A 25,745-nucleotide genomic window follows, 5' to 3' on the forward strand; every position below is an offset into this window, starting at 1 on the left:
GTTCGACGCTGCTTTGACGGGGTCCCATTCAAATCTCATCCATACATTGTATGGATGACGACACAGCCGTCAAGCACGGGGTTTCTGCGCTGCCTAACGCAAAGATGACCGGACCACAACAGAATACGGCGAAGCCGCAACCTGGTGTGGGGGGTCCGTGTCGGTTGACATGTTATGCAGCTTCATCGGGAAAGTGAGTGAGATTCTTTGCCCAAAGCGACATTGGTTTGAGCTTCGAGAACAGCCAGAGGCCAAGCACGCAGGCACTGCCAAGAAAGGCCGTTAGCGAAACTGCAAACAATCCGCCCAACAGGGGTCCTAGTAGAAAACCAGCAATGCCATGAACGGCAGCGCCATTCCAGCTAACTGTGTTTGCCCCAAACGCGGCAAGAAGCCCAAACACGAGGCCGAGTGGTACTAACGAAAAGATAAGCCCGACAAATACAAGCTTGTAAATAGAGCCCACGTACAGGCGAGTTAGAGAGATTCTCGTAAACATGCGCTCATCCCGCCTCTGCGGCATAACGTTCGAGCTAAGCGGGCGACAGCGGTAGGACGCCAGGCCCGTGCGGCGCATGATGAACAGAGGCGCCGCGCGGGCCTGGTGGCCTGCCGATGGCGCTCCGCTTGAGCGAGGGGTTAGGCCTCATTGTTTGGAGGTTTCGTGCCAGGCGGTGGATTGTAGGAGGACATTAATGCGGGTGACTCGGTTGATTCGGTGCGTTTGGCCGAAGTGCTTTCGAACTGACGTAGAAGAGCAGCCCGCGCGACAGGTGCTAGCTTTGACTCGTTGATGCCGTTCCTTGCGCAGTAGTCTGACTTGAGCCATTCACCCAGGGTCTTCTTTCTCTTGCTTGAGTTACATCCCGTGCAGCAAAGAGCGATATTGTCCAGGGTAATGAGCGCCGGGTCATTGATGATGTGCTCCCAAGACGCCCGCCTATTACCGGCAGGACCGATTGGAGCAAACTCGCTACCGCAGTAGACGCAGACCAAGTCTCTGCTGGCGACTTGCAGTGCGAGTTCCTTTCGGATTCCCCATTGGTTGCGCGGCGGAATGTGAGACGGAAAGGTATTCATGAGGCCTAACGTAGAAATGACCGGCGCACCAGAGAAGGAGCGACCGCAGGGAGTGGACGCACTTGTGCGTCCGTGTCGATTGCCAAGTTAGACCTCACGATGCCTCCACCAGTCGGCAACATCCCAAATGACGTTTTCGTCTGTCAGTTGGTGACTCTCGCGAATCGTAACGATGCAGCAGTGGTTGAACACGAAATATCCGGCGTGCTGAGCGAAAACGGCGACAGCCTCGCGAGTTAGCGAGATCAGCGCGAATGCATACCCAAAATCCCAAACGCTATCCGGGAACTGTCGATCATCTCCGTAGCAGACGCGCACGCGCTGATAGGGGAACTCGGATTGAAGAATTCCGGTTCGCTGAACGTCCTCTATCGAACGCTCCAGGTGTGAAGCGAGTTCAGGAAGAAACGCATCGAAGACCAATTGGTTTTGAGCGCGCCAGATATCGAACGCCATGATGCCTAACGTAAAAATGACCGGCGCACCAACACTTGCGGCAAAGCCGTCTCCTGCAGTTGTGGGTCCGCGTCGATTGACATGTTAGACAGCAGCCCTAGAAATGCACGCATATCCCGAAATAGAGATCATCGTTCTCGAGAAAGACGAATGGTTTGTTGGTACTGCGTACAAATTCATCAACTACCAGCACATAGACGTTGGTCCCGTACCCTGCCCCTTGCTGCAGCCGCATTGTGGTAACTGCCTTGAATGAATTTCGGTCCGAGCCGACGTCGATAACATCTGGTTTGGTGACATAGGCGTTCTTCAACGCGCCCGCCATCAAACCAGTTCGACGTTCCACCGTGAACTCTCTGCCGATGTATGAGTTCCGAATAGTGGTCGACCCGCGAGATGGATTCGCTTCTGCGGTTGCCACGCGATCAATTTTGCACCGATAGTCTTGCAGGAGCTGCGCCGAAACTGATGCGGCACATGCCCAGCCCGCCAAAATCAGAGAAGCAGTAGTGAGTGAGAAAGATACGCCGAGACGAATCATGCTGTCTAACGTTCGAGGTAACGCGGGACCGGCGGTGGGGTGCTTGGCCCGCGAAGCCGATGATGCAGCACACGGCTTCGCGGGCCAAGTGCCCCGCCGCTGGGCCTCGCGTTGACCGAGGGGTTAGGCCTCACTGTGCGCCGCCGTTCGAGAACTGGCATTCGTGTCCTTCCGCACTCCACTTGCCTCCACCGTCTAGGCACTTGTCTTGGGCGATGAAGTCACGCGCCGACGAGAAGCCGCTCCACATCGCTGCGGCAACTGTGGTGAACACGACGAAGCCAAGGACTGCGCAGAACGCATACCAGGCTGCTCGCGCGGCTGAGTAGTCCTTGCCTTCAGCCCTTCTTTCGAAGTAGCGCGTTCCTTGTTTCAGTCCAGGCAGTGACATGAAGAGGGACGCAGTTTGCTCAACGACAGCGTTTGCCAAGAGGCACGCGGGTACGAAGGCAACGGCACGCAAGGCCCACTTCACTGGACCTTCCGGTTGCAGTAGCGCCAGAGCGATCGCCGCACCGATGGCGACTGCGAACCAGAGCCACAGCAGTAGAAGCAGTTTGCGCGGCATGAGGAACGGGGGCTGGACTTGAGGCCTAACGTAATGTAGCCAGCATTCCACCCTGCCGGATAAAATCGCCCACCGCCACACAAAGTGCCTCCGCACCCGCGCAATTCCCGCTCATCGCCCGACTCTTCATCACTCGCCTCCCCTTGTAACCCGTTCCCGCCAATATATCCCGCAACCTCCCAAGTGCCGGATAAAACTGCCGGATAAAACTGCGTACCCCTAACGGCGTGCGTAATTTGCGTCGAGCATTCGCCCTCATCTATAGGGGCTTGCGCACGAACCCGCGCTCAAGAACTGCGCTTGTCGGTACCCTCCGATCCCTTTTGGAGTGAAGTACATGCAGCCTCGCCTGACCGCCAGAGATTTCGACCAGGACCTGCTCATCCTTTTCGATGCCTATGTTCACGGCGACCTCGATCGCCGGGGCTTTCTCAACAAGGCGCAAAAGTTCGCGAAGGCGGGTGTCACCGCTGCGGGCCTGCTTGCAGCACTCAGTCCCAACTTCGCCGCCGGCCAGCAAGTGCCCAAGGACGACGCGCGCCTCAAGACCGAGTGGATCACCTTCCCTTCACCGCTGGGCAATGGCACGTCAAAGGGCTACCTGGCACGACCGGCCAGCGCAGGGACCAGCAAGCTTCCCACCGTCCTGGTCATCCATGAAAACCGGGGACTCAATCCGCACATCGAAGACATCACGCGCCGCCTCGCGCTCGACGGCTTCATGGCTTTCGCACCTGACGCGCTGACACCGCTGGGCGGCTATCCCGGCGATGAAGACAAGGCCCGCACGCTGTTCGCGCAGCTCGACCAGACCAAGGCTCACCAGGACTTCTTTGCAGCAGCGGCCTACCTGCGCGCGCGCCCCGACTCCAACGGCAAGATGGGCGCAACCGGCTTTTGCTATGGCGGCGGCGTGGTCCACACGCTCGCCACGCGAATGCCCGACCTGGCCGCAGCGGTCCCCTTCTACGGCAACACGCCCGCCCCGGAAGAAGCCGCCAAAGTGAAAGCGCCGTTGCTGGTGCAACTCGCCGCCGTGGACGAGCGCATCAACGCGGCGTGGCCTGCTTATGAAGCGGCGCTGAAGGCCGCCGGCGTCAACCATGTGATGCACCAGTACCCCGGCACGCAACACGGCTTCAACAACGACACAACCCCACGCTACGACCCCGCCGCCGCAAAGCTGGCGTGGGATCGCACCGTGGGGTTTTTCAAAGCCAGGCTCGCGTAGGTGCTACGCGGCGCGGCTCCCCGGCAGCTTTAGCTCCTGTTGGGGTTGTTCGGACGCGCGTCGTCGCGGTTGCGCACGCCGTCACCATCACGGTCGCGATTGCGCATGCCGCGCTCCCAATGGCCGCGCACCAGCATCCAGCGGCCATTGCGCTCGACCCACTGATCGGGCACCCAATGCGAACCGCGGCGCTCACGGATGTAGCGCCCTGCAACCCACACATGCTTGCCGCCACGCCATTCCCAATGGCCTGGCGCCCATTCAGAGCCACGACGCTGCGGCGGACGGGTCTCATCACGCGGAGGCGGCGGCGCTTCGCGGATGATGATGGTGCGGGTTTGTGCAGACGATGCGAAAGGCACCGATGCGAATGTCGCGCCAATCACGGCGGCGAGCAGGATCTTCTTGAACATGTAATTGATCTCCTGAGGGCTGGTCGAGCAACAGGATTGAAGCTCTCCTTGACCAACGCCCACAGTCACGCCGCGTTGACGGCCACCATGTAGGACAGGACCGCCACTCGCACTGTCCAATGGCTGAACTTCAACCCATCAGTTGCGCGCCGGCAGCGGATACGCGGGGTCGTTGAATCCCGGCGTCGAGGGGTGGCCCGCAGCCACGAACGAATCGACGATCGCTTCATCTTCGGCAGTCCACCGGTATTCAAGCGCAGGCAGATAGTCCTGCCACTGCGCAAGCGTTCGCGGCCCCGCAATGACCGCACTCACCGCGTTGTGCGCCAGCACCCAGGCCGTCGCAAACTGCGCCAGGCTGATGCCCTGTTTCGCGGCATGCGCCTTGAGCTTGTCTGCGATCACCAGCGACTCCGGTCGCCATTCGGTCTCGGCGATCCGCTTGTCTCCACGAGCCGCACGCGTGCCCGCCGGTGCTTCCTGGCCGGGTGCATATTTGCCGGTGAGAACACCACGCGCAACCGGGCTGTAGGGCACAACGCCGATCCCGTAGTTGCGGCACGCCGGAAGAATCTCGACCTCGGGCATGCGGTTGAGCAGGTTGTAGTAGGGCTGGCAAACCACCGGGCCGGGCATGCCGAGCTGGCCGGCGAGCCGCATGATCTCGGCAATACGCCAGCCACGAAAGTTGGAAACGCCCCAATACCGGATCTTGCCCGCACGCAGCAATGCATCGATGGCACGCAGCGGCTCTTCCAGGTCCATGCCGTTCTCATCGCGGTGCAGGTACAGGATGTCGATGTGATCCATCGCCAGGCGCGCCAGACTCTCATCGACCTCGCGCAGCATCCAGCTGCGCGAGTAGCTTCCTTCATTCGCGCGGCTGGACATCTTGTTGCCCAGCTTGGTAGCGACCACCCAGTCATGGCGCCCCGACTTGAGCAGTTGCCCCACCATCGCCTCGGATGCACCACGCGTGTAGACGTCGGCTGTGTCGATGAAATTCACGCCGTGTTCGTGCGCGTGGGCGACGATGGACTTCGCCTCATCGATGTCGGTCTGGTCGCCGAACATCATGGTTCCAAGGCATAGGGCAGAAACTTGCAGCGGGCTTTTACCCAGGTGTCGATATTGCATGAATGTGTGTTTACCGTTTAAGCCTGCACGTCGATGAAGTCAAGCGCCGCACCTGCCACGCCTGCTACACCCAGAAAATTGCGCTTGTCCATTTCCCAGTTTCCTCTTTTCAGCTGAAATTGATTTCGAGCGGCGGCAATGCGCTGTCGAACCGCGCGGTCCAGCGTTCACCGGGCGCTACCGGCCACGCGTCAGTCCATGTGCCGGTGGTCACCACGTCGCCTGCTTTCAGGTCGGGCGACCCGGGGCAATTGCGCAGGGCCTCCAGGAAGTGCAGCAGTGCATGCAGCGGCCCATCGAGCACGTTCGCACCCACGCCCTCCTCCACAGCCTCATCGCCCTTGCCGAGCACGACACGCGCCTTTGCCAGATGCTGGTCGAACTCGTCCGCATGACGCGCGATCGCGAGGACCGGCGTGCGAGGCCCCACCAGCAGCCTCGCATGCAAGCCACCGTCGGCCACGGTATCGGCTGCGACGAACTTCCAGCCCGGCTGGTGCGAATCGACCACCTCGAAGCCGGGCGCGATCCACTCGACCGATTCGAACAACTGCTGCAGGCTTGCGTGCGCAGGTGGCGTGCTGCGCATGCCGAACACAGCCTCGGGCTCCAGGCGCGGCTGGCAGGTGCCTGCAAGCGACACAACCGCCTTGCCCTCGCAGTGGGTCACTGTCGTGCTCCAGACCGTGCCCCAGATCGGCGCAAAGACGTTGTAGCGCGGCCAGATGGTGCGATTGGTAAAGCCTATCTTGTAGCCCAGCGGTTGCTCGCCACGCGCGATCCGCAGTTCGCGTACGGTCAGCGCGTGTTCATAGGCAACCCCCAGGTCCAGGCCGCTTCCTGCGTCCCACAGGGTGGCCTGGTCGTAATGGGCCAGAAGTTCTTGCGGCGACATGCCGTCAGTCGCCCATGTGGAACCAGTCCGTTTCGGGCAGGCCACGCATGAACGAGAGCACCGCATCGAGGCGTCCGTGCTGCGCGGCCCATTCCAGGTGTTCGCGCAGGCACATCCGCTTGGAAAGCGATGGCGTGTTGGCCCACGACGAGCCGACGAGAGGCGGCGGCGGCTTGCCCTTTTGCACATCGGGCAGCATGGCAAAGAGTTCTTGCCAACGCTCGGGCTTGGGGCAGACACGGTTGTTGCGGCGTGCCTCGACCATCGCGTCCTCGACCGTGGCCGGACCGACGGCCGGTGCGGGCGTCAACGCAGGGGTGCTCGCCATCGTGAGCCCACCCGCAGCGGTACGCGCATAGCGGCGGTCGCCCGGGGTGTCCTGCGGGGTGCTCGAAAGAGGTGCCGTGTCGGCGAAGCGGCGATCGGCGTGGGCCTCCATCTCCTGGAAACTGGCCCAGGCCGAGTCTGTGTCTCGCTCGACGGCCTCGGTGCCGGCGCGAAAATCGCGGGGGAGATAGAGCTCGCCTCTGTCGGTCAGAAGCGAGTCTTTTCTTCGTTTGGGTTTACCAGGCAGAGTTGACATGTAGATGCCAACTCTACCGCGCCAAGCCCCTGCGCGCCACGAGAACCAAAGACCGCCTAGCTGCCGTCCTGCGGGGACGCAAGCGATGCGACTGTGTCTGCGGCGCGGCCGGTCACACGGGTGACGCGCTGCTGTGCGTCGATGAGCGCGGCTTCAACGGCACCATTGCGTGCGTTGGCGATGTGCAGCTGCGTCTCGCGCGGCAGCTTCTCGGTGTTCTTGCCGTTCCAGGTGTTGCGGCCCTTGGTGGACAGGTTGTAGTAGATCGAGACGCCTTCACGCAGCTTTTGCGCACGCTCGGCAGAACTCAGTTTCAGGCCGTCCAGGCGGTCGTCGCTCCATTTGGCGGCTTGCTTCATGTGCACCGCGGCCACGTGGATCGCCTCGACAGGATCTTCCGGGTTGGTCAGGCCCAGCGCACGCGCAGTGGCGGGTTCGAACTGCGCGATGCCCAGGTTGGGCGTGCCGTTCTTGCTGGCACCCATGCGCGGGACCCACGAGGTCTCGGCGTAGATGATGCCGTACACATCCTTGAAACTCAGGCCCACTTCGGAAAGCCCTGCCTGCCTGGCAGCGGACTTGGCCAGGATCATCCGCGAGTTCATGTCTGGCGTGAGCAGCATCGTGCCGCCCATGCGGGTCTGCACCCATTGCAGCTTGGCGCGCACCTCCGCGTAGTAACCGGCCTTTGGCGATGGAGGCAAAGCCTTGGCAACCGCGACAGGCGCAGCGGGTGCAGCGGCAGGCGCTGCTGGCGCAACCGGCGCGGTAACCTGGGCAAGGAGTTCCTGCGTTTGCAGCTCATCTTGCACTTCGAGTGCAACAAAGCTTGCAAGCGCAACAGCAGTGAATCCAGCAACGGCAAAGGAGGCAGACCAGCGAAGCGTCATGTGTGTAGTCCCTTTCTTACATCAGGTAGGAAAGGACCGGCACACGTGTCAGGAGTTCACCGGTGTTTCAAGATGATTTGCATTGAGGCCGCAAAACGCCAACTATTCCACGCGTAAACCCGGATAAAACTCAGCCGTTGCGCAGTGAAAACCCTGCTGTCAATCGCCGCTCGAACTCAGCGTTGGGGCTGCGCCATGGGCCTCGATCCCAGATGAGTTCCCGCATCGAGCAGCAGCAATTCACCCGTCACGGTACGCGCGCCATCGATGAGCCAGGCGATGGCCTGCGCCACATCTTCAGGCGAACACGCGGTGCCCAGCGGCGTTGCGTTCTCGTACGCAGCGAGAGTCTTTTGGTAGCCCGCCTCACCGATGCCCTCCACGAACCAGCGCGAGGTGATCAGGCCCGGACACACGGCGTTCACGCGCACTTCGGGGGCCATCGTTCGCGCCAGATGAAGCGTCATCGAATTGAGCGCGCCCTTCGATGCGATGTACGGAATGGACGAGCCGATACCCAGTGCACCGGCAATGGATGAGACATTCACAATGCATCCACGCGAACTCTTGAGGTGCGGCGCGCAGGCGCGAACCATCTGGAAGGAACCGATGACGTTCACGCCCATGATGCGATTGAATGCCTGGGCATCCAGCGCATCCCAGGCTGCAGCTTGCGCAAAGACTGACACGCCCGCGTTGTTGACCAGCGCATCGATGCGCCCCCACTTGTCGAGCGTGGCCTGCACCATCGCCTTGCAGTCATCATCGTTGGACACATCGGCGCGCACGAGCAGCGTCTGTGCACCTGCATCACGACATCGCGCTTCGGTCTCGCGTGCCTCTGCCTCGCTGCGCGAATAGTTGATGACCACGTGATGGCCGCGCGTGGCAAGGTCGAGCGCGCTCGCGGCGCCCACACCCGTGGCCGAGCCGGTAATCAGGACGACCTTGCCCGCAGTCCTGTTCGCGCTTGTCATGGCTTGGCCTTGGGCTGCGTCGCGGCCTTGCGGTCGGCGGAAACACGCTGACCCGAGGGCCGCTCCGAGATCATCTTGACGTAACCCTTGTAGTCAACGCCGCCAGCAAGCAGCAGGTCCTCACCGAACACGATCTTGGTGGCCATGCCGATCAGGGGCAGGTGATTGAACGCGGCGCAGTCGGCTTGCGTCAGCGAGTCCCCTGCAACGTAGGGCGAGAACCTGGCAAGCCGCTTGAAGGCCGCGATGTTGTGTTCGAGCTGCTTGCGAATGCGCGCTGCATTCGATTCGCTCAAGGGCGCTGCGCCAAAGAACGCTTGTCCGTAGAGCTGGCGCGCGACGATCTCCAGGTGCCAGTCGATGAAGGTGGTGAGCTCACGCACTTTGGCCGCAGCGAACGCATCGGCAGGCATGAGCGCCGGCTCGGGCCACTTCGCTTCAATCCATTCCAGCATGGGCTGGCTTTCGCAGATCGCGCCTTCATCGCATCGCAAAAACGGAATCTTGCCCAGCGGCGATGCACCGAGCACGGCTTCTTCGGTGCTGTGCGTGGCTGCGTGCACCTCCTCGAAGGGCACGCCCTTTTCGAGAAGGACGAGCTTGACCTTGTTGTAGTAATTCGAAATAGGCAATCCGTGCAGCGTCAGCATTTGTGATGTCTCCTGGTAAGTGGCAATTCGCATTTTGCCCAAGGGTGAATTGAAAACAACAGGTGCGGGTAATGCGGGCGACAGGCCTGTTGCGGCTGCTTTGCATGGCTAATAATCATTGCTTTTTACAGCGAGGCACCATGGATTTCATGCCCAAGCGCCTGTCTGTCATTGCGATGGGTGCAGCCCTTGCCGCGTTGGCGCATCCATCGGCGTCGGCACAACAGGTCGCCAGCCTGCTCGACCTTTCACTCGAGCAGCTCGCCAACATTGAAGTCACCACCTTTTCAAAGCGCGCGCAGCGCCTGGCCGACGTACCGGGCTCGGTGTATGTCATCAGCAGCGAGGACATCCGTCGCTCGGGCGCAGTGAGCCTGCCCGAAGTGCTGCGCCTGGCACCCAACCTGCAAGTGGCCCGCGCCGACGCCAACCAGTACGCCATCACCGCGCGCGGCCTCAACACGGTGCTGGCCAACAAGATGCTCGTGCAGATCGACGGCCGCACGGTTTACTCGCCGCTGTTTTCCGGCGTGTTCTGGGAAGAACACGACCTCATGCTCGAAGACATCGAGCGCATCGAAGTGCTCAGCGGCTCGGGCGGCACGCTCTACGGATCGAACGCGGTCCACGGCGTCATCAACATCATCAGCAAGCCGGCACTCGATACGCAGGGGGCGCTGGTCAGCGGCACCGTTGGCTCGAACGAACGAAACCTCGCCGCACGCTACGGCTCCCGCACTGACAGCGGGACACCGTTCAGGCTCTATGCCAAACGCACGCAGCGCGATGCGTTTTCCCTCACCAGCGGCGCATCGGTGCGCGATGCCGCGTCACACACCCGCGCGGGCTTTCGCGCAGATCACAGCGACGGGGCTCGCGCACTCACGCTGCAAGGCGATGCGTACCAGGCCGACATCGACCAGGGAGCCACGACGCGGCGCCTGCAAGGCATGAAGCTCGCGGGCCGCTGGACCCAGGACCTCGGCGACAACGGACGCACGGAAGTGCATGCCTATTTCGACCGGACGGTGCGCGAGCAGCCCGGTTCCATCCACGATCAGATCGATACATTCGATCTCGAATTCCAGCACGCATTCACACCCCGGCGCGGACACCAGTTGGTCTGGGGTGCGGGCTATCGCTGGCAACACGACAAGGCGCAAAACATCGCGCCCGCCTCGCTCGCGTTCCTGCCTGCCGACAAGCGGCTGGATCTGGCCAACGTGTTCGCACAGGACGAGATCTCCATCACCGACACCCTCAAGTTCACGCTCGGCGGCAAGCTGGAACACAACGTCTACACCGGCACCGAGTTTCTGCCCAATGCGCGCCTGGCCTGGAACATCACGCCCAGTCACTTGCTGTGGGGCGCCGTTTCGCGGACCGTGCGGGCACCGTCGCGCGTCGACCGGGAGTTCTTCTCGCCTGGCACGGCGCCCTTCAACATTGCGGGCGGGCCCCGCTTCGACTCCGAAGTGGTGCGCGTGATCGAAGCCGGCTTTCGCGCACAACCGACGTCGGCCATCACGTACTCGGCCACGATCTTTCATCACGACTTCAGCAAGCTGCGCTCGCTCGACGCCATGCCGGGTGGCGCCACGCTCAACAACAATCTCGAAGGCCGCCTCTACGGCCTGGAAGCCTGGGGCACATGGCGCGTGACGGACAACTGGAAACTCAATGCGAGCACCGTCCACCTGCGCGAGCGCTTTTCGGCGCTGCCGGGTACGGCGCCCATCAACGCGCTCGCATCGCTGGGCAACGACCCGCGTTCACGCTGGGCGCTGGGCACTTCCTACGATTTTGGTGGGGGCCACGAAATCGACCTGCAGGCTCGTCACATCGGTCGCCTGTCCAATCCGGTGGTGCCGGCCTACACGGCCGTTGATGCACGGTGGGGCTGGCATGCCAGTCCCGGCGTGCAACTGTCGCTTGCGCTGCGCAACCTGGGACGCGCCCGCCATGTCGAATGGGGACCGCCGGCAACGCGCGCCGAGGTGGAACGAAGTGTGTTGCTCAAGGCAACCTGGCGCTTGTAGGAGGCCGAACGTGAACCACAGCACCCTCACCTCGTGGACCGCGACGAAGTTGCGCTGCCTGGCGCTGGCAGCCGTCCTGCTTGCAAGCCTGGGCGTGCTGGCCGCGCTGCTGCCCCAGACGGCGCAGGCACAAGCCACCGAGCGCCAGCGCAGCGCGCTGGTCAAGGCTGCGTTCCTGCACAAGTTTTTCAGCTTTGTGGAATGGCCCGACGGAACCTTCGCGCGGCCTGACACGCCGGTGCGCATCGGCGTGATCGGCGACGATGAAATCCTGGCGGACCTGCAGGAACTCGCGAAAGACCGGGCACGCGACGGCCGGCCTGTGACTGTCGTGAAGATCGCGCCTACCGAAGCGCCGGGCGGCGTGCACATCCTGTACATCCGGCAGTCGAGCGCGGCGCGCATGGCCGACACGCTCAGTGCGGTGCCCGAAGGCGTGCTCACCGTGGCCGATGCAGACTCGGCGCATCCCAAAGGCAGCGTGATGAGCTTCTTCCTGGAAGACGACCGGGTGCGGTTCGGCGTCTCCATCGAAGCAGCGGTGCGCCAGCGGCTGCGGCTGAACTCCCGGCTGCTGTCGGTGGCACGCAAGATTCAGGGTGCGCTCGACCTGCCTTCATTGTTTGCGGCAGTCGGCCGCAGCCTGTCAGATGCGGCGCTTGAGGGGCTGCCATCCCACGAAGCGTGGATAGTGGCGCTGCGTGACCGGGCCGTCGAAATCCCAGGCGATGCACTTGCCCAGGTGGTAAGGCGGCTGGTCGCTATTCGACTCGGTTAGGCCGGCCTGGCGGCGCAGGCGGTTCTGGTAAGAGGGAATCGTCTGGTAGGCGGCCGTGGCCATGTTGAACAGCAGTTCGCGCAGGTGCGTGCAGCCGCGCACGCCGCCCAGCGCCTTTTCGATCGCCTGACGCCATCCCGGCCCCATCGTCGCGCCTATCATTTTCTGCATCGGCGCCTTGCCCTGCTGGCATTCGTCGAACGGTGTGTCGTCCGATGAGCTTTCTATCGCCTGAATGACGAACGAATCGTTCACGGTGACCCGAATCGACATGCCATGGATAGGCGTGCCCGGCGGCATCACGCCGCGTTCGGAACGCTCGATCTGGTAGGCCTTGACGTCGGTGAGTTCGGCCTCGATATCCCACATGCCGTCTTCGCGATGAAAGCCGCGATAGACAACGCTGCGGGTGTGGAGGTGCGTGCGGGGTGAGGCGGGTGAGAGGGGCATGGGCAACATTGTCCCACCAGCATGACAGTGCCGACCCTAGTCCGGCTTGGCCCCGGACTCTTTCACGACCTTCGCCCACTTCGCGGTTTCAGCCTGCATCAAGGCCGTCAGCGCCTCGGGCGTACCGGCCGCGACCTCCAGGCCCAGGCCGCCCAGCTTTTCCTTCACGTCGGGCATGGCCAGCACCTTCAGCGCTTCCTGGTTGATGCGCATCTGGACATCGCGCGGCATGTTGGCCGGGCCCAGCAAGGCGAACCACGATGTCGCCTCAAAGCCTGGCAGGCCCGACTCGGCAATCGTCGGGATATTGGGCGCGGCTGGCGAGCGGGTGGCGCTGGTCACTGCGATGGCCTTGAGCTCGCCCGACTTCACCAGCGGCAATGCCGAGGGCATGTTGTCAAAGATCATCTGGATGCGGCCGCCCAGCAGGTCCGGAATCGCCTGCGCCCTGCCCTTGTAAGGCACATGCTGCATCTTCACGCCGGCCAGCGTATTGAACAGTTCACCCGACAGGTGGATCGAGGTTCCGCTGCCGGACGAGCCGAAGCTGAGCGCCGACTTCCTTGCGAGTTCGACCAGTTCCTTCACGTTGTTGGCGGGCACTGTCTTGTTGACCACCAGCAGGTTGGGCGTGGACGCGAGAAACGTGATTGGCGTGAAGTCCTTGATGTGGTTGTAGGGCAGCTTGTCGTAGAGCGCGGCGTTGATTGCGTGCGTCCCCACGGTGCCGATGATGAGCGTCGCGCCATCGCCCGGGCTCTTGGCGACAAAGTCGCTGCCGATGTTGCCGCCTGCACCGGGCTTGTTGTCCACCGTGACCGGCTGGCCCAGCGATGCCCACTTTTCGGCGAGCACGCGCGCGAGGGTGTCCGGCGCGCCGCCCGGCGGAAAGGTGACGACGATTCGAATCGGCTTGGTCGGCCAGACCGCTCCCTGGGCCTTGGCGTGTTGAGTCCACGCAAGGCCTGCAACCACGATACCGGCGCCGACCAGAAGATGCCGCAGGTGTGCGCGGCGGACAGTTGGATGCTTCATTGGCGTTGTCTCCTTTTGCCAGCGAGCTTACGGCGGGGCGCTGCGCTTGTCAGTGAGGGTTTGACCCCACGGCCGTGCGTGCCACGGCACAAGGTTGTCATTGCGGGCTCGACCGGCAATCCATCTTCAATCAACCGCAGTCGCCGCTTCGCGGTGGATGCCGGATCGAGTCCGGCATGACAGGCAGTGGGTCAAAACCCTCGCAACAATCGCCCCAGGAACCCACGCACAAAGTCCTCGGGCCGCTGCCTCTGCACCTGCTGCTCAGGTGCTGGGCGGGGCTCGGGCCTGGGCCTTGGAATTGCGAACTCGGCGCGCGAGTCGATCCACTTCGCTCGCAGCGACTGCTGGAAATAGTCGCCGACCATCGGCAACGCACTGCGCGCGCCCTGCCCCCAGGTCCCCATGTTCACCGTGTTGTCGTTGTAGCCGACCCACGCGCCCGCCACGATCTGCGGATGCATCATGATGAACCAGCCATCGCTGTTGTCCTGGGTCGTTCCGGTCTTGCCGGCCACATCGGCCTGGATGCCGTAGCGGTTGCGAATCGCGGTGCCGGTGCCGTTGTCGATCACGCCGCGCATGGCATCGACCAGCATCAAGGCACTGCCGCGCGGCATGCCCTGTTCGGCCACCGGCGGCGCAAAGGTTTCGAGCACATTGCCCTTGCGGTCTTCCACCCGCACCAGCAGCACGGGTTCGGAGTACATGCCCTCGTTGGCGATCGCGCCATACGCCGCGACCATTTCCTTGAGCGTGACCGGGCTGGTGCCCAGCGCGAGCGACGGGACCGCTTCGAGCTTGCTCTGGCGCACGCCCATCGCCCGCGCCAGATCCACCACCCGCTGCGGCCCCACACGCTGCATCAGCTGCGCCGTGATCGTGTTCTTGGACTGCGACAGCGCCTCGCGCAGCGTCATCGTGTCGCCGGTCGGCGGCGCCTCGTCGGTGGGCGTCCAGATATCGCCACCGGAAATCTTGTAGCTCACCGCCTGGTCGATGAACGTGGAAGATGCATCAAAGCCCTGGATGAATGCCGCGCCATACACGAACGGCTTGAACGTGGAGCCGGGCTGGCGCCTGGCCTGCACGACGTGGTCGAACTGCTCTTTCTCGAAATCGCGGCTGCCCACCCACGACAGGATCTGACCGTTGCGTGGGTCCAGCGACATGAAGCCGGCCTGCAGCATTCGCCGCTCATCGCCCTTCTTGCGCTGTCCGTCGGCCAGCGCCTGCAGGTTCGCCATGTTGCGCGCAACGGCTGCGTTGGCCGCGCGCTGATGACGCGAACTGATGGTCGTGCGGATCACCAGACCGTCGGCATAAATGTTGTAGCCCTTGCGGTCGGCCCAGCCGATCAGCCACTGACGCACGAACTGGGCAACGTGCGGCGCCTGGCCCGGTGGCTCGACCTGCCGCTCGAAATTGGTGACGAGCCTGCGCGACTGCAGCGACGCCAGGCGTGCCGGATCGAGCTTGCCGTTCTTGGCCATCTGCGAGAGCACGACGTTGCGCCGCTCCAGCGAACGCTCGGGGTTGAGCACCGGGTTGTAGATGCTGTTGCCCTTGAGCATGCCGATCAGTGTCGCGCTCTCCAGGATGTCGAGCTTGTCGGCCGACTTGTCGAAATAGGTGCGGGCCGCCATCTCGATGCCAAACGCGTTGTAGAGGAAAGGCACCGTGTTGAGGTAGGTCTCCAGGATCTCGTCCTTGGTGTAGACGAACTCGATCTTGATCGCCGTGATGGCTTCTTTCACCTTGCGGTTGATCGAGCGCGCGCGGCCGATCTCTTCGGGGTACATGTTTCGCGCGAGCTGCTGCGTGATGGTCGAGCCGCCCTGCATGTCGCCCGTCAATGTCTGGCCCATCGCGCCAATCGTGCGGCGCACATCCACACCGTGGTGGCTGTAGAAGCGCTTGTCTTCGGTGGCGATGAGCGCATCGATCACATACGGCGAAATCTTCTTGCGCGTGACCCATTGCCGGTTGATGCGCTTGAACTCTGCAAGCACGACGTTGTCGGACGACATGACCACCGCCGGGGTTTCGCTCTTGCCCTTTTTCAGGTCACCGATGCCCGGCGTGAACGGAATCATGAAGAGCACGTATGCCAGGACCAGGCCCGGCAACACCAGGGCGGCTCGCACCGGATGGCGCCTGGCGGCCTCCCAAAGACGTTCTAGAGCTAGGCGCGCCGATACGGCAGCGCGTCGGATGGCCGGGTGCATCAGGCGAGGCTAAAGCGGAGCGCGGCCATGCGCTGTAGGACTGCGGCGCGAACGCAACCTTGCAAGGGCCGGGGCATCACGCGGCCAGCTTCCTGAGCAGGCCGATCATCCGGTCGAAGGTGCGTCCGTAGGGCGGGTGAAACAGGCGTGTCCCGGCGAAGCGCGACTGCACGAACACCGGCTTTTCCTTGCTGAAGGTGCGAAAACCCCACTCACCGTGATACGAGCCCATGCCGCTTGCGCCCGTGCCGCCAAACGGCTGCTCTTCCTGGCCCAGGTGCCAGATGCAATCGTTGACCGTCACGCCGCCCGCGTGCGTCTGCTCCAGGGCGTGCTGCTGCGCCTGCGCGTCTGCGCCGAACCAGTACAGCGCCAGCGGACGTTCGCGCCTGCGGATATAGGCCAGCGCTTCATCTGCCTTGTCGTACGCGATCACCGGCAGCAGCGGGCCGAAGATCTCTTCCTGCATCACCGTCATCGTGTCGTTCACGTCGAGCAGGAGCTGCGGCGCCAGCTTGCGACCATCTGGCACTTCATCGTGGGTGGACACGACACGCGCGCCCTTGGCCTGCGCGTCGGCCACCAGCGCCTGCAGCCGCGACAGGTGACGCGGCGTCGCGATGCTGGTGTAGTCGGGGTTGGCGCCTATCGTCGGGTAGAGCGTGCGCATGCGCTGCACGATGGCATCGACCAGCGGCTGCACCATCTCGCGTGGCACCAGCAGGTAGTCGGGTGCAACACAGGTCTGCCCTGCGTTGAGCAGCTTGCCGAACGCAATACGCTCTGCCGTCAAGGCGATGTCTGCCGTGCGGTCAACGATGGCCGGCGACTTGCCGCCGAGCTCCAGCGTGACAGGCGTCAGGTTGCGCGCCGCCGCCTGCGCGACCATGCGGCCCACCGCCGTGGACCCGGTAAAGAACAGGTGGTCGAAGGGCAGCGCGGTGAAGGCCTTGCCCACTTCAGCATCACCCACGATCACCGTCATTTCTTCGGGCGCGAAATGCTCGCGCACCATGCGAGCCATCAATTCGGACGTGGCCGGTGTCAGCTCCGACGGCTTGATCATCACGCGGTTGCCTGCAGCGAGCGCGGCAAGCGCAGGGGCCATTGCCAGGTAGTACGGGTAGTTCCAGGGCGACACGACGCCGACCACGCCGACCGGCTGGCGCAGCAGGCGGTTGCTCGCAGGCCAGAAGTGCATCGCCGTGGGGACCCTGCGCGGCTTCATCCAGCCGCGCAAGTGGCTCATTGCGTGCCGCACGCCTGCCTGCACGGTGAAGATGTCGGCCAGCAAGGTTTCCTGATGGGCGCGATGTCCGAAGTCCTGGGCAATGGCAGCGATCAAGCCGTCGGTGTGTTGTGCAGTCATCGCCTTCAGGCGTTTCAGGCGATCAAGGCGAACCGCCTCGCTGGGGAATGGGTCGGCGTTGAAGGCCGCGCGCTGCTGCTCCAGCGAAACCTGCAGGTGTTCGGCGATGTCCTGTTTCATGGCGGCCTCTCGTTTGGCGGGAGCTTAAAGCATTACTCCCGGCAGCACAGGCCCCGGTACAAGGGCCAAGTCCCTAAACTGTGCTTCCGACAAAAACCCCAAGGAGCATTGCGTGGCGCTGACCCTCTACTTCCACCCCCTGTCCTCTTGCTGCCACAAGGTGCTGATCGCCTTGTACGAGATGCAGATTCCGTTCGAGGGGCGCCTGCTCAACCTGGGCGACGAGAAGGAGCGCAGCGATTTCGTGGCGCTGTGGCCCACCGGCAAGATGCCGCTGCTGCAAGACGGCGACCGCGTGGTGCCCGAGACCACCATCATCATCGAATACCTCACCCTGCACCATGCGTCGCGGAACTACCGTCTCGTGCCCTCCGACCCGGACGCAGGCCTTGAAGTTCGCCTGTTGGATCGCCTGCTCGACCTGTACGTGATGACGCCGATGCAGGCCATCGTCGGCGACCGGCTGCGGACGGAAGCCGACCGCGACCCGATCGGTGTCGCGAAGGCACGTTCAACACTGGCCATGGCCTACGACATGCTGGAGCAACGACTGGCAGGCCGCACCTGGGCGGCGGGCGAGCACTTCAGCATGGCCGATTGCGCCGCCGCGCCTGCGCTTTTCTATGCCACGACCCTGGTGCCGCTGACGCAGGCGCATCCACTGCTGGCCGCGTACTTCGAGCGGCTGGTGACTCACCCGGCCGTCGCACGCACGCTGGAAGAGACCAAGCCGTACCTGCAGTTCTATCCGTACAAGGAAGCGATGCCCAGGCGGTTCATGCCGCAGGCCGCGTGATCAGCAATTTCACCTGAGAAAGAGCAGCGCGCGCTTGTCGGTCGGCCTGCGCCCGGTGTTGATGAACTCGACGAGGTCACGCGCAACGGACTCAATATCGAAGCCGTGCGTTCGCATGCGAACGGGAATGTCACTTCCCCGCACCACTGATCGTGCGTAGCCCTCGATGAACGTCTGCTCCATGACCAGCGTATTGCCAAGTTCGTAGAACGATGCCATCCCGCGTATGTAGTCGGCCTTGTCCACATCGGCGAATGAAAAGGGCAGCAGTCCACCCGCAAGCAAGGCAGCGTTGGCCGCCAGGCGTGAGGTCCGCTTGTTTCCATTGGCAAATACCTGGACATATGGAATGCGCGTCATCAGGTACAGCGCAGCCTCCACCGGACGCAACCCGCGCGCCTGCGCAACGATTGCATCCAGCATGGCGGACGCGAAACCGGTGCCCGGACGAAACGGGGGAAGGTAAGCCGACGCCCCAAGATTGACCTCTTCGTACTCGCGTGGTTTGCCGCGTTGATGCACAGGCAGGAAATGGTCCGACTCTGCCGCTTCGGCCACGCCATGATCATGGGTGACCAACGCGTGCATGGCGCAAATGTTGTCCCGTGTCACCTCGCGATGAGTCCACAGAAATTCAGCAGCCGTCTTGTGATTGAGCACGAGCAGCGCGTCGGCTGTCGGCTTGTCCTTGTTCTTCTGGCCGTACTGGATCAACGCCTGGGTATCCAGGGCCGAATAGCTTCCTCCCTCAAGGATCGACGAGCCCCAGGAAAAATCCACCAGAAAATTCGTCAGAAACCGCTTGTCCACAGGCGTCGCGATCGCCTGGATGCTTTCGCAGCGGACAGCTTTTTCTTCGGCGAGGTTCGGCTGCGAGGCGAGCAGCTCTGGCTTGAACACGGCGACCTGCCGCTGCTGCGCAGCTACCCGGAAATAGGCATCGATGTCGGAGCGTGTCAGCGGTGAAGCCGAAACATAGCGCGTGGCCCTGCCCGCGCCGACGCGCCTGGCAACGCCTTCGTTGACCAACTCTGCGAGACGCCGGTTCAGCGTTGAACGGCTGACATCCGCAAGCTCATGCCCCAGGTCTTCCGGCGAAATGCCGACCGGACCCGCAGCCGCGATGGACTCGGCGAGCAGGGTGCGAAGCGTTAAGCGGGAATCATCCATGTTTGACAAGGTTTATACATCGCAAGTCATTGATTATTATGATTTTTTCAAAATCCTGTCATCAAAAATGCTCTTACGCGTATTCGAGTCAATAGCGCCGCGCCATCGCCCGGATCATCTCCGCCACCAGCACCAGCCGCCGGGGAATCCGGTCGATCAGCACGAACTCTTCGTCGGACGAGTGATAGTTGCCGCCGGGCAGTCCCATGCCCTCGACCACCGGTTTGCCCGACTGTGAAGCCCACGCCGCGTCGGTGCCGCCATAAGAGCGCGCATACAGGGTGAGGCTTGCGCCAAGCTGCCCGTTGATCGCCTTGGCCAACAACGCCAGGTCGCGCCCCTCGTCGGTCGCATTGAAAGGCGGGAAGAACAGCCCATCGGTCACCGTGATTTCGGAACCGGCGAACCGGGTCTGCGCGATCTTCGCGCGCACCACATTCACGAGGTCGGCGTAGGCCTGCGCATCGGGCACTCGCTGGTCGGCGGACGCAAACGCCTGGCTCACACCCTCCAGGCGCTCCGGCAAGCCGGGCCGGGTGACGGCAGTGATTTCAGCGCCGGAGATCATCGCCTTTGCGCCGGCTGCGGCCAGGGTCTCGATCACCGCGCGCTCATCCGCTGCCGCAGGCATGGCCACCACCCCGATCAGGTTGCCGCGATCGGGAATGATGTTGGGAACCATGCCGCCCGACGCATTGCGCCAATGCACCTGAACGCCGTTGATCCGCGCTGCCGCCGCGCCCACCCGTTGCACGATGGCGGCGACCTCCTCCACGGCATTGACACCCAGTTGCGGTGCGACGCCGGCATGGGAAGCACGTCCCTTCACTGCAAAGACAAGCGTCGTGTACTGGAAACCGGGCACGGGCAATTTCTCGACCGCGGCCGAATCCTCTGCACGCAGGATGGTCCAGTTCATGCGCGTGCCCTGCACTTCGCGCTGCGCGTCGCGCGTGCGCAGGATCATGTCGGCCAACTCCTCGATCGGCCGGGCGACAGGGCCAGCCGACGCGCCTGACGCGCCAGACACGCGAGGCCGGATGCGCGCGGCCAGCTGGCCCACGCCCGAAGTCCCGAGCACGATGCCCTCGTCGATGCCGGTGGGCTCGCCATTGAGCACCACATCGTGCTCGCGGGCCAGGCTGCGGATCAGGTCGCGCGAGCCCACCGAGCCCCGCTCCTCGTCGCTGGTGAATGCCATCGTCACGCGCTCGTAGTCGGTGAACCCTCGCGCCTTCAGCAGCTTCATCACATGCAGGAAAACGGCGATACCCGACTTGGCGTCTGCAATTCCCGGCGCAATCGCGCGATTGCCGGCGATGCGAAATGGCCGCGAAGCCGCAGTGCCCTGCGGATACACCGTGTCCATGTGGGCGATGAGCAGGATTCGCGCCTTGCCAGTGCCCTTGAACGTGAGCACCAGGTTGGGTCCCACCACGCCGTCGGCGGGTCGAATGCGCTCGACTTCGCCGCCCATGCCTTGCGCCATCGCCGCAATGGCAGCCACCACTTCGCCAAGTCCTTGCGCCTGTCCCGAACCCGAATCAAACGAGGTGAGCAGCCTGAGCGTGTCCACAACCTGCGGTGCTTCCTGCTGCGCCAGGGGCAGCAGCTGCGCATCGAGCTGCGGAGCCAGCGATAGCGAAGGGGCAGGAGCAAGGGAGGCAGAAGGTGCTTGCCCAAGCGCAGGCCCAACCGCACAAACCAGTGCGGCAGTGGCGAGGACGCGGATCGCCTTCACGGCCTTCTCATGAAGCCTTCTTCATGCGTTCCAGCCACTCGGTCCAGTCGACGGGTCCGCTGGCAAAACGCTTTTTCAGGCTGGCCAGCACCTGGGGCCAGGCACGTGAAAAATAGTCATGGGTCTTGTCCCATTCGCCGCCATCGCCCCACCCCACGTGGTGCAGGCGAACGCGTGTGGCGGCCCCGTCAGGCTCGAACCTCAGAATGACCACCGTGCGCTGCCTGCGCGCCTGCGCCAGGTGCGGCGGCGCATTCCAGGTGAAGGTCAGCATCCGGTTCTCCTGGAAGGCGAGGATGCGCATGTCGTCCGCGCCCTTGAGCCCCGGCGGCGCGTACGGGTTGATATAGATCTGGAACGGGCCGTCGACCGCGAGTTCGACTTTCGCGTCGGGTGCAAAGAAAGTCTTGATCCCTTCGGACGTGGTCCATGCCTGCCAGACGGCTTCGACTGGCGCGGCAACGACCACTTCGGCTTCAATGGCGCGCTCGGCCGCGCTGGCCGAAAGAGCGGCCACGGACATGGCAGCGGCTATCAACGATTTCTTCATCAAAGGTCCTTTCGCCAGGGACATCAACCTGCCCATGAGCCACTTTAGTTCAATGCGGCGCGTCAAATGACGGCTTCTTCCTACCCCGTGGCTCTGCAGCGACGCCCAGAATGGCGCCCATGCATATTTCTCTCTGGATTGGTTTGGGGGTCCTGGCCCTCATCGCGGTGCTCATCCTCACGATCTGGTCGATACGCCGCCACCGCGACCCGAACCTGTGTATCGAGTGCGACGAAAGCATCGACAGGCTCGTGCCATCGTTGTCCGGGCTGACGCTGGGTAGCGCACTGGGGGGCAACTCGGTTGAAGTCCTGCAAAACGGCGCGTTCTGGGACGTGCTCCTTGACCGTATCAATACGGCGGAAAAATCCGTCCACTTCGAAACCTTCCTGTGGAAGGAAGGCGAGCTCGGCACGCGCATGGCTCAGGCCCTGGCCGGGCGTGCGCGCGCTGGTGTCAAGGTGCGCGTGCTGCTCGACGGCAACGGGTCCAAGAAGGTCGGTGAAGCTTCGGTCCAGCTGATGCGCGACGCCGGTGCCCGCGTCAAGATGTTCCACAAGACCTCACTGCGCAACCTGGGCGTGCTCAACGACCGCGACCACCGCAAGCTGGTCGTGATTGACGGCAAGGAAGCCTTCGTCGGTGGTCACTGCGTGGTCGATGAGTGGCTGGGCGACGCCGAGGACGGCAAGCATTTCTCGGACGTCAGCGTGCGCTTGCACGGTCCCATCGTGCACAGCATCCAGGGCGCATTCAGCGAAAACTGGGTGGGCACTTCCGGCGAGATTTTCGTGGGGGAAGACTACTTTCCTGAAATCGAAAAGGCCGGCGATGTCACGATTCACGCCGTGTTCGCAAAGCCGGAGAATTCGGCGCCCACCATCAAGATCCTGCACCACACCGCGATCTGCCTGGCGCGCAAGAGCATCTGGATCCAGAACCCGTATTTCATCCCGGAAGCCGAGGCCATCGAAGCCTTTGGCGAGGCCGTCAAGCGCGGTGTCGATGTGCGGGTGCTGATGCCTTCCACCGGCGGCTCGGATAACCCCATGGTCCAGCACGCGGGGCATCGCAACTTTGAAAAGCTGCTCAAGTGCGGCGTGCGGCTGTTTGAGTATCCGCACACGCTGCTCCACCAGAAGATCATGACGGTCGACGGTGTCTGGAGCGCCATCGGTTCCAGCAATTTCGACAGCCGCTCGTTCGAGACCAACGACGAGATCACGCTGGCGATCAATGACGAAAACGTCACCCGGCAGCTCGACGCCGTCTTCGAGCGATACGTCAAGCGCGCGGAAGAAGTGAAGCTGGAAGAATGGAAAAAGCGCAGTCTCTGGCTCAAGGCCAAGGAGCAGGGTTTCTACTTCTTCCACGAGTTGCTTTAAGCGCCCGCGACTCATGACGGGTGAAGTTGTTTTCATTGCTGATGAAGGCTGGGCCGCCAGCTCTGTGAATGTGCTGGCGAACCAGTGCAATACCCTGGTGACAAGCGGCGAGCACCAGTGGGCCGTTTTCTACGACGCCACCGGCCATCTGGTCATCGCGCGGCGTTTGCTGGGCCAATCGCACTGGGATCTGTCACGAACACCGCACACCGGCCGCGTGAACGATGCGCACGACACAGCGGTGATCGCGGTGGATGGCGACGGTTATCTCCACGTCGCCTGGGACCATCACTGCAGCCCCCTGAACTACGCGCGGGGCGTCGCGCCGGGCGCGCTGGAGTTGAGTGCGCCCGAGCCGATGACACGCAGCAACGAGCAGCGCGTCACCTATCCCGCCTTTCTTCGCCTGCCCGATGGCGGCCTGCTGTTTTTCTATCGCCATGGCGCGCCCCGCAACGCGGTGCTTGTCCTCAATCGATACGACCTTGCGACCAGGCGATGGCGCCAGGTGCATCGCGCCGTCGTCAGTGGCGAAGGCACGGGCAGCGCCTACGCGGCCATGCATCTGGATGAATCGGGCACCTTGCACCTGGCATGGAACTGGCGGGACAACGCAGACGTGGCGAGCAATCACGACCTTTGCTATGCCAGCTCCAGCGATTTCGGAGAGACCTGGTCCACAACGCGTGGTCAACCGCTTCAGATGCCGATCACCAGCCAGACCGCAGAGTACGCGCTGCGACTGCCGCAGAACCATTCATTGATGAACCCGCCTGCCCTCACGGCCGATGCAGACGGCAGGCCGTGCCTGGTTTCTTACTGGGCGCCGCCCGGCACCGATGTACCGCAGTTCCACCTCGTCCGTCACGACGGCATCGGATGGTCGGTCTCGCAGATCACCCGGCGCCGCGCTGCATTTTCCCTTCACGGAAAGGCGACGAAGCACCCGCCCATCTCGCGCGCCGCCATCGTCGCGCGCCGGTCGAGTCACGGCGGCAACGAGCTGCACATGATCTATCGGGACGACGAACTCGGTGAACATGTGTTTGCCGTCTCATGCAACGATGTTGAACGGCCCCGGTGGATCTGGACCCAGCTCACCGACGCTTCGGTGGGCGCATGGGAGCCCTCGGTGGATGCGCAGCAGTGGCGGCTGCACGGCAAGGTGCACATGCTTTTGCAGAACGTCCGCCAGCGAGATGGAAACGACAACGAAGGGGGCAAGGTCGCCGCCACGCCCGTCTCGGTGCTGTCGTGGGGTACGCTTGTGTTCATCACGCGCTGAATCCCTCGCGCGCCCGGATGAAAGAGCCCATGCCACGCCAGATCCACGTCAACGCCTTCGACATGAACTGTGTCGGCCACATTCAGCAGGGCCTGTGGACGCATCCGCGCGACCAGTCGATGCGCTACACCGACATCCATTACTGGACCGACTACGCACGGCGGCTGGAGGCGGGCCTGTTCGACGGCATCTTCTTTGCCGATGTGCTGGGTGTGTATGACGTGCTCGGTGGCAGCCCCGATGCGGCTGTGCGCCATGCGGTGCAGGTGCCGGTCAACGATCCGATGATGCTCATCCCGGCCATGGCCGCAGTGACCGAGCACCTGGGTTTCGGCGTCACGGCCAACCTCACCTATGAGCAGCCGTTCATGTTCGCGCGCCGCATGTCCACGCTCGATCACCTCACCAAAGGCCGCATCGGCTGGAACATCGTCACAGGGTATCTCGACAGCGCAGCGCGCGCGGCCGGCTTCACTGGGCAGATGGCGCACGACGACCGCTACGACATGGCCGATGAATACATGCAACTGGTTCGCCAGCTGTGGGAGGGCAGCTGGGACAGCGATGCGGTCGAGCGCAATCGCGAAACGGGCCAGTACGCCGACCCCGCCAAGGTGCGCATGATTCACCACCAGGGCAAGCAGTACAAGGTCGATGCCATGCACCTGAGCGAGCCCTCGCCGCAGCGCACGCCGGTGCTCTACCAGGCCGGCGCTTCTGCGCGCGGCTCGCGCTTTGCAGCCACCCATGCCGAGTGCGTGTTCCTCAACGGCCAGAGCCAGCCGGCAGTCAAGAAGATTGTCGAAGGCTTGCGCGCGCAGGCCGTCGAGCAGGGCCGGCGGGCCAACGCCATCAAGGTCTTTCTGGGTGCGACCATCATCACCGGCCGCACCGACCAAGAGGCGCAGGAAAAGTTCAGGGACTACGAGCGGTATGCCAGCTCCGAAGCCGCGCTGGTGCACGCGGCCGCATCGCTGGGAATCGACTTCAGCAAATACGATATCGACGAGCCGATCGACACCGGCAAGAGCAACGCCATCGTCTCCAATGTCGAGGCGATGACCCGGGCCGCAGGCCCGCAGTGGACACGCCGCAAGCTGCTGGATCAACTGGTGCTGGGCAGCCGGCAGGCACCCTGGGTGGGGAGCGGAGAGGCGATTGCCGGGCAGATGATCGAGTGGTGCGAAAGCGCGGATGTGGACGGCTTCAATCTGTCGCGCACCGTCGTGCCCGAATGCTTCGATGATTTCATTACTTTTGTCGTACCGCAATTGCAGGAACGTGGCGCATTCAAGACGGGCTACGCCAGCGGAACGCTCCGCCAGAAACTCTTTGGGCAGGAGTAAGCCCCGTCCTACAGCGTTGCGCGCAGCTGTGC

The 25,745-nt window shown here is 63.1% G+C and carries 24 protein-coding genes and 1 pseudogene; 7 read left to right on the plus strand and 18 right to left on the minus strand.

What is annotated here, in order from left to right; all coding sequences use genetic code 11:
- Positions 1 to 172: 172 nt before the first annotated feature.
- The 4 genes from AQ12_RS22455 to AQ12_RS10495 form a co-directional block, all read right to left on the minus strand.
- Complete coding sequence (locus tag AQ12_RS22455; RefSeq protein WP_082151546.1) at positions 173 to 499, minus strand: hypothetical protein; 327 nt, start codon at positions 497 to 499, stop codon at positions 173 to 175.
- A gap of 668 nt (positions 500 to 1,167) precedes the next feature.
- A complete protein-coding gene (locus AQ12_RS10485; RefSeq protein ID WP_048439862.1) occupies positions 1,168 to 1,536 on the minus strand; it encodes a hypothetical protein in 369 nt (122 codons plus the stop codon).
- Positions 1,537 to 1,633: 97 nt separating this feature from the next.
- Positions 1,634 to 2,077, minus strand: a complete 444-nt coding sequence (locus AQ12_RS22750; protein ID WP_152682751.1) for a hypothetical protein — start codon at positions 2,075 to 2,077, stop codon at positions 1,634 to 1,636.
- A gap of 130 nt (positions 2,078 to 2,207) precedes the next feature.
- The gene (locus tag AQ12_RS10495; RefSeq protein ID WP_048439864.1) at positions 2,208 to 2,645 is read right to left on the minus strand and encodes a hypothetical protein; all 438 of its coding nucleotides are present in this window, start codon (positions 2,643 to 2,645) and stop codon (positions 2,208 to 2,210) included.
- A gap of 337 nt (positions 2,646 to 2,982) precedes the next feature.
- On the opposite strand from AQ12_RS10495, the gene AQ12_RS10500 reads away from it, so the two are divergent.
- A complete protein-coding gene (locus tag AQ12_RS10500) occupies positions 2,983 to 3,876 on the plus strand; it encodes a dienelactone hydrolase family protein (RefSeq protein ID WP_048439998.1) in 894 nt (297 codons plus the stop codon).
- 29 nt (positions 3,877 to 3,905) lie between these two features.
- On the opposite strand, the gene AQ12_RS10505 is transcribed toward AQ12_RS10500, so the two are convergent.
- The 7 genes from AQ12_RS10505 to AQ12_RS10535 all read right to left on the minus strand — a co-directional run bounded on the left by AQ12_RS10505 (position 3,906) and on the right by AQ12_RS10535 (position 9,421).
- Positions 3,906 to 4,289 carry a YXWGXW repeat-containing protein gene (locus AQ12_RS10505; protein ID WP_048439865.1) on the minus strand — a complete coding sequence of 128 codons (384 nt, stop codon included), beginning with the start codon at positions 4,287 to 4,289 and terminating at the stop codon, positions 3,906 to 3,908.
- A 138-nt stretch (positions 4,290 to 4,427) separates the two neighbouring features.
- A complete protein-coding gene (locus AQ12_RS10510; RefSeq protein WP_048439866.1) occupies positions 4,428 to 5,426 on the minus strand; it encodes an aldo/keto reductase in 999 nt (332 codons plus the stop codon).
- A gap of 109 nt (positions 5,427 to 5,535) precedes the next feature.
- The gene (locus AQ12_RS10515) at positions 5,536 to 6,321 is read right to left on the minus strand and encodes a 2-keto-4-pentenoate hydratase (RefSeq protein ID WP_048439867.1); all 786 of its coding nucleotides are present in this window, start codon (positions 6,319 to 6,321) and stop codon (positions 5,536 to 5,538) included.
- 4 nt (positions 6,322 to 6,325) lie between these two features.
- Positions 6,326 to 6,904 (minus strand): hypothetical protein, encoded by a 579-nt coding sequence (locus AQ12_RS10520; RefSeq protein WP_152682752.1) that lies wholly within the window; start codon positions 6,902 to 6,904, stop codon positions 6,326 to 6,328.
- A gap of 56 nt (positions 6,905 to 6,960) precedes the next feature.
- On the minus strand, positions 6,961 to 7,794 hold the full coding sequence (locus AQ12_RS10525) for a lytic transglycosylase domain-containing protein (RefSeq protein ID WP_048439869.1): 834 nt from the start codon (positions 7,792 to 7,794) through the stop codon (positions 6,961 to 6,963).
- A gap of 176 nt (positions 7,795 to 7,970) precedes the next feature.
- Positions 7,971 to 8,771, minus strand: coding sequence for an SDR family NAD(P)-dependent oxidoreductase (locus AQ12_RS10530; protein ID WP_048439870.1), 801 nt, complete (start codon positions 8,769 to 8,771; stop codon positions 7,971 to 7,973).
- A complete protein-coding gene (locus AQ12_RS10535; RefSeq protein WP_048439871.1) occupies positions 8,768 to 9,421 on the minus strand; it encodes a glutathione S-transferase in 654 nt (217 codons plus the stop codon). Before AQ12_RS10535 ends, AQ12_RS10530 begins: the two co-directional genes overlap by 4 nt.
- A 149-nt stretch (positions 9,422 to 9,570) precedes the next feature.
- On the opposite strand from AQ12_RS10535, the gene AQ12_RS10540 reads away from it, so the two are divergent.
- Together AQ12_RS10540 and AQ12_RS23305 are read left to right on the plus strand one after the other, a co-directional pair.
- A complete protein-coding gene (locus AQ12_RS10540; RefSeq protein ID WP_161799014.1) occupies positions 9,571 to 11,460 on the plus strand; it encodes a TonB-dependent siderophore receptor in 1,890 nt (629 codons plus the stop codon).
- Positions 11,384 to 12,037: pseudogene (locus tag AQ12_RS23305) on the plus strand (YfiR family protein); the annotation flags it as partial. The gene AQ12_RS10540 and the pseudogene AQ12_RS23305, both read left to right, overlap by 77 nt.
- 69 nt (positions 12,038 to 12,106) lie before the next feature.
- Here AQ12_RS23305 and AQ12_RS22465 read toward each other — a convergent pair.
- From AQ12_RS22465 to AQ12_RS10560, 4 genes are all read right to left on the minus strand, one after another.
- A complete protein-coding gene (locus AQ12_RS22465; protein WP_082151547.1) occupies positions 12,107 to 12,688 on the minus strand; it encodes a DUF2889 domain-containing protein in 582 nt (193 codons plus the stop codon).
- A 36-nt stretch (positions 12,689 to 12,724) separates the two neighbouring features.
- Positions 12,725 to 13,723, minus strand: coding sequence for a tripartite tricarboxylate transporter substrate binding protein (locus tag AQ12_RS10550; RefSeq protein WP_082151532.1), 999 nt, complete (start codon positions 13,721 to 13,723; stop codon positions 12,725 to 12,727).
- 191 nt (positions 13,724 to 13,914) lie between these two features.
- The gene (locus AQ12_RS10555) at positions 13,915 to 15,951 is read right to left on the minus strand and encodes a penicillin-binding protein 1A (protein WP_048439874.1); all 2,037 of its coding nucleotides are present in this window, start codon (positions 15,949 to 15,951) and stop codon (positions 13,915 to 13,917) included.
- A 76-nt stretch (positions 15,952 to 16,027) separates the two neighbouring features.
- Entirely contained in the window at positions 16,028 to 17,440 is a 1,413-nt protein-coding gene (locus AQ12_RS10560; RefSeq protein ID WP_048439875.1) for a coniferyl aldehyde dehydrogenase, read from the minus strand.
- 112 nt (positions 17,441 to 17,552) lie between these two features.
- Between AQ12_RS10560 and AQ12_RS10565 the strand changes: the two genes are divergently transcribed.
- On the plus strand, positions 17,553 to 18,236 hold the full coding sequence (locus AQ12_RS10565) for a glutathione S-transferase family protein (RefSeq protein ID WP_048439876.1): 684 nt from the start codon (positions 17,553 to 17,555) through the stop codon (positions 18,234 to 18,236).
- A gap of 9 nt (positions 18,237 to 18,245) precedes the next feature.
- Here AQ12_RS10565 and AQ12_RS10570 read toward each other — a convergent pair whose 3' ends face one another.
- The 3 genes from AQ12_RS10570 to AQ12_RS10580 form a co-directional block, all read right to left on the minus strand.
- Positions 18,246 to 19,406, minus strand: a complete 1,161-nt coding sequence (locus AQ12_RS10570) for a Fic family protein (RefSeq protein ID WP_048439877.1) — start codon at positions 19,404 to 19,406, stop codon at positions 18,246 to 18,248.
- Positions 19,407 to 19,494: 88 nt separating this feature from the next.
- Positions 19,495 to 21,147 (minus strand): M20/M25/M40 family metallo-hydrolase, encoded by a 1,653-nt coding sequence (locus AQ12_RS22095; protein ID WP_053076671.1) that lies wholly within the window; start codon positions 21,145 to 21,147, stop codon positions 19,495 to 19,497.
- Positions 21,148 to 21,154: 7 nt separating this feature from the next.
- Complete coding sequence (locus AQ12_RS10580; protein WP_161799015.1) at positions 21,155 to 21,697, minus strand: SRPBCC domain-containing protein; 543 nt, start codon at positions 21,695 to 21,697, stop codon at positions 21,155 to 21,157.
- Positions 21,698 to 21,816: 119 nt separating this feature from the next.
- Between AQ12_RS10580 and cls the strand changes: the two genes are divergently transcribed.
- The 3 genes from cls to AQ12_RS10595 are packed head-to-tail and all read left to right on the plus strand — an operon-like array spanning position 21,817 to position 25,713.
- Positions 21,817 to 23,082 (plus strand): cardiolipin synthase, encoded by a 1,266-nt coding sequence (cls, locus tag AQ12_RS10585; RefSeq protein ID WP_161799016.1) that lies wholly within the window; start codon positions 21,817 to 21,819, stop codon positions 23,080 to 23,082.
- A gap of 13 nt (positions 23,083 to 23,095) precedes the next feature.
- Positions 23,096 to 24,367, plus strand: a complete 1,272-nt coding sequence (locus AQ12_RS10590) for a BNR repeat-containing protein (RefSeq protein WP_048439878.1) — start codon at positions 23,096 to 23,098, stop codon at positions 24,365 to 24,367.
- A gap of 29 nt (positions 24,368 to 24,396) precedes the next feature.
- Positions 24,397 to 25,713, plus strand: coding sequence for an LLM class flavin-dependent oxidoreductase (locus AQ12_RS10595; protein ID WP_048440003.1), 1,317 nt, complete (start codon positions 24,397 to 24,399; stop codon positions 25,711 to 25,713).
- The last annotated feature ends 32 nt before the right edge of the window (positions 25,714 to 25,745 follow it).

The organism is Caenimonas sp. SL110, assembly GCF_001044395.1.
Taxonomy (GTDB): domain Bacteria; phylum Pseudomonadota; class Gammaproteobacteria; order Burkholderiales; family Burkholderiaceae_C; genus Ramlibacter.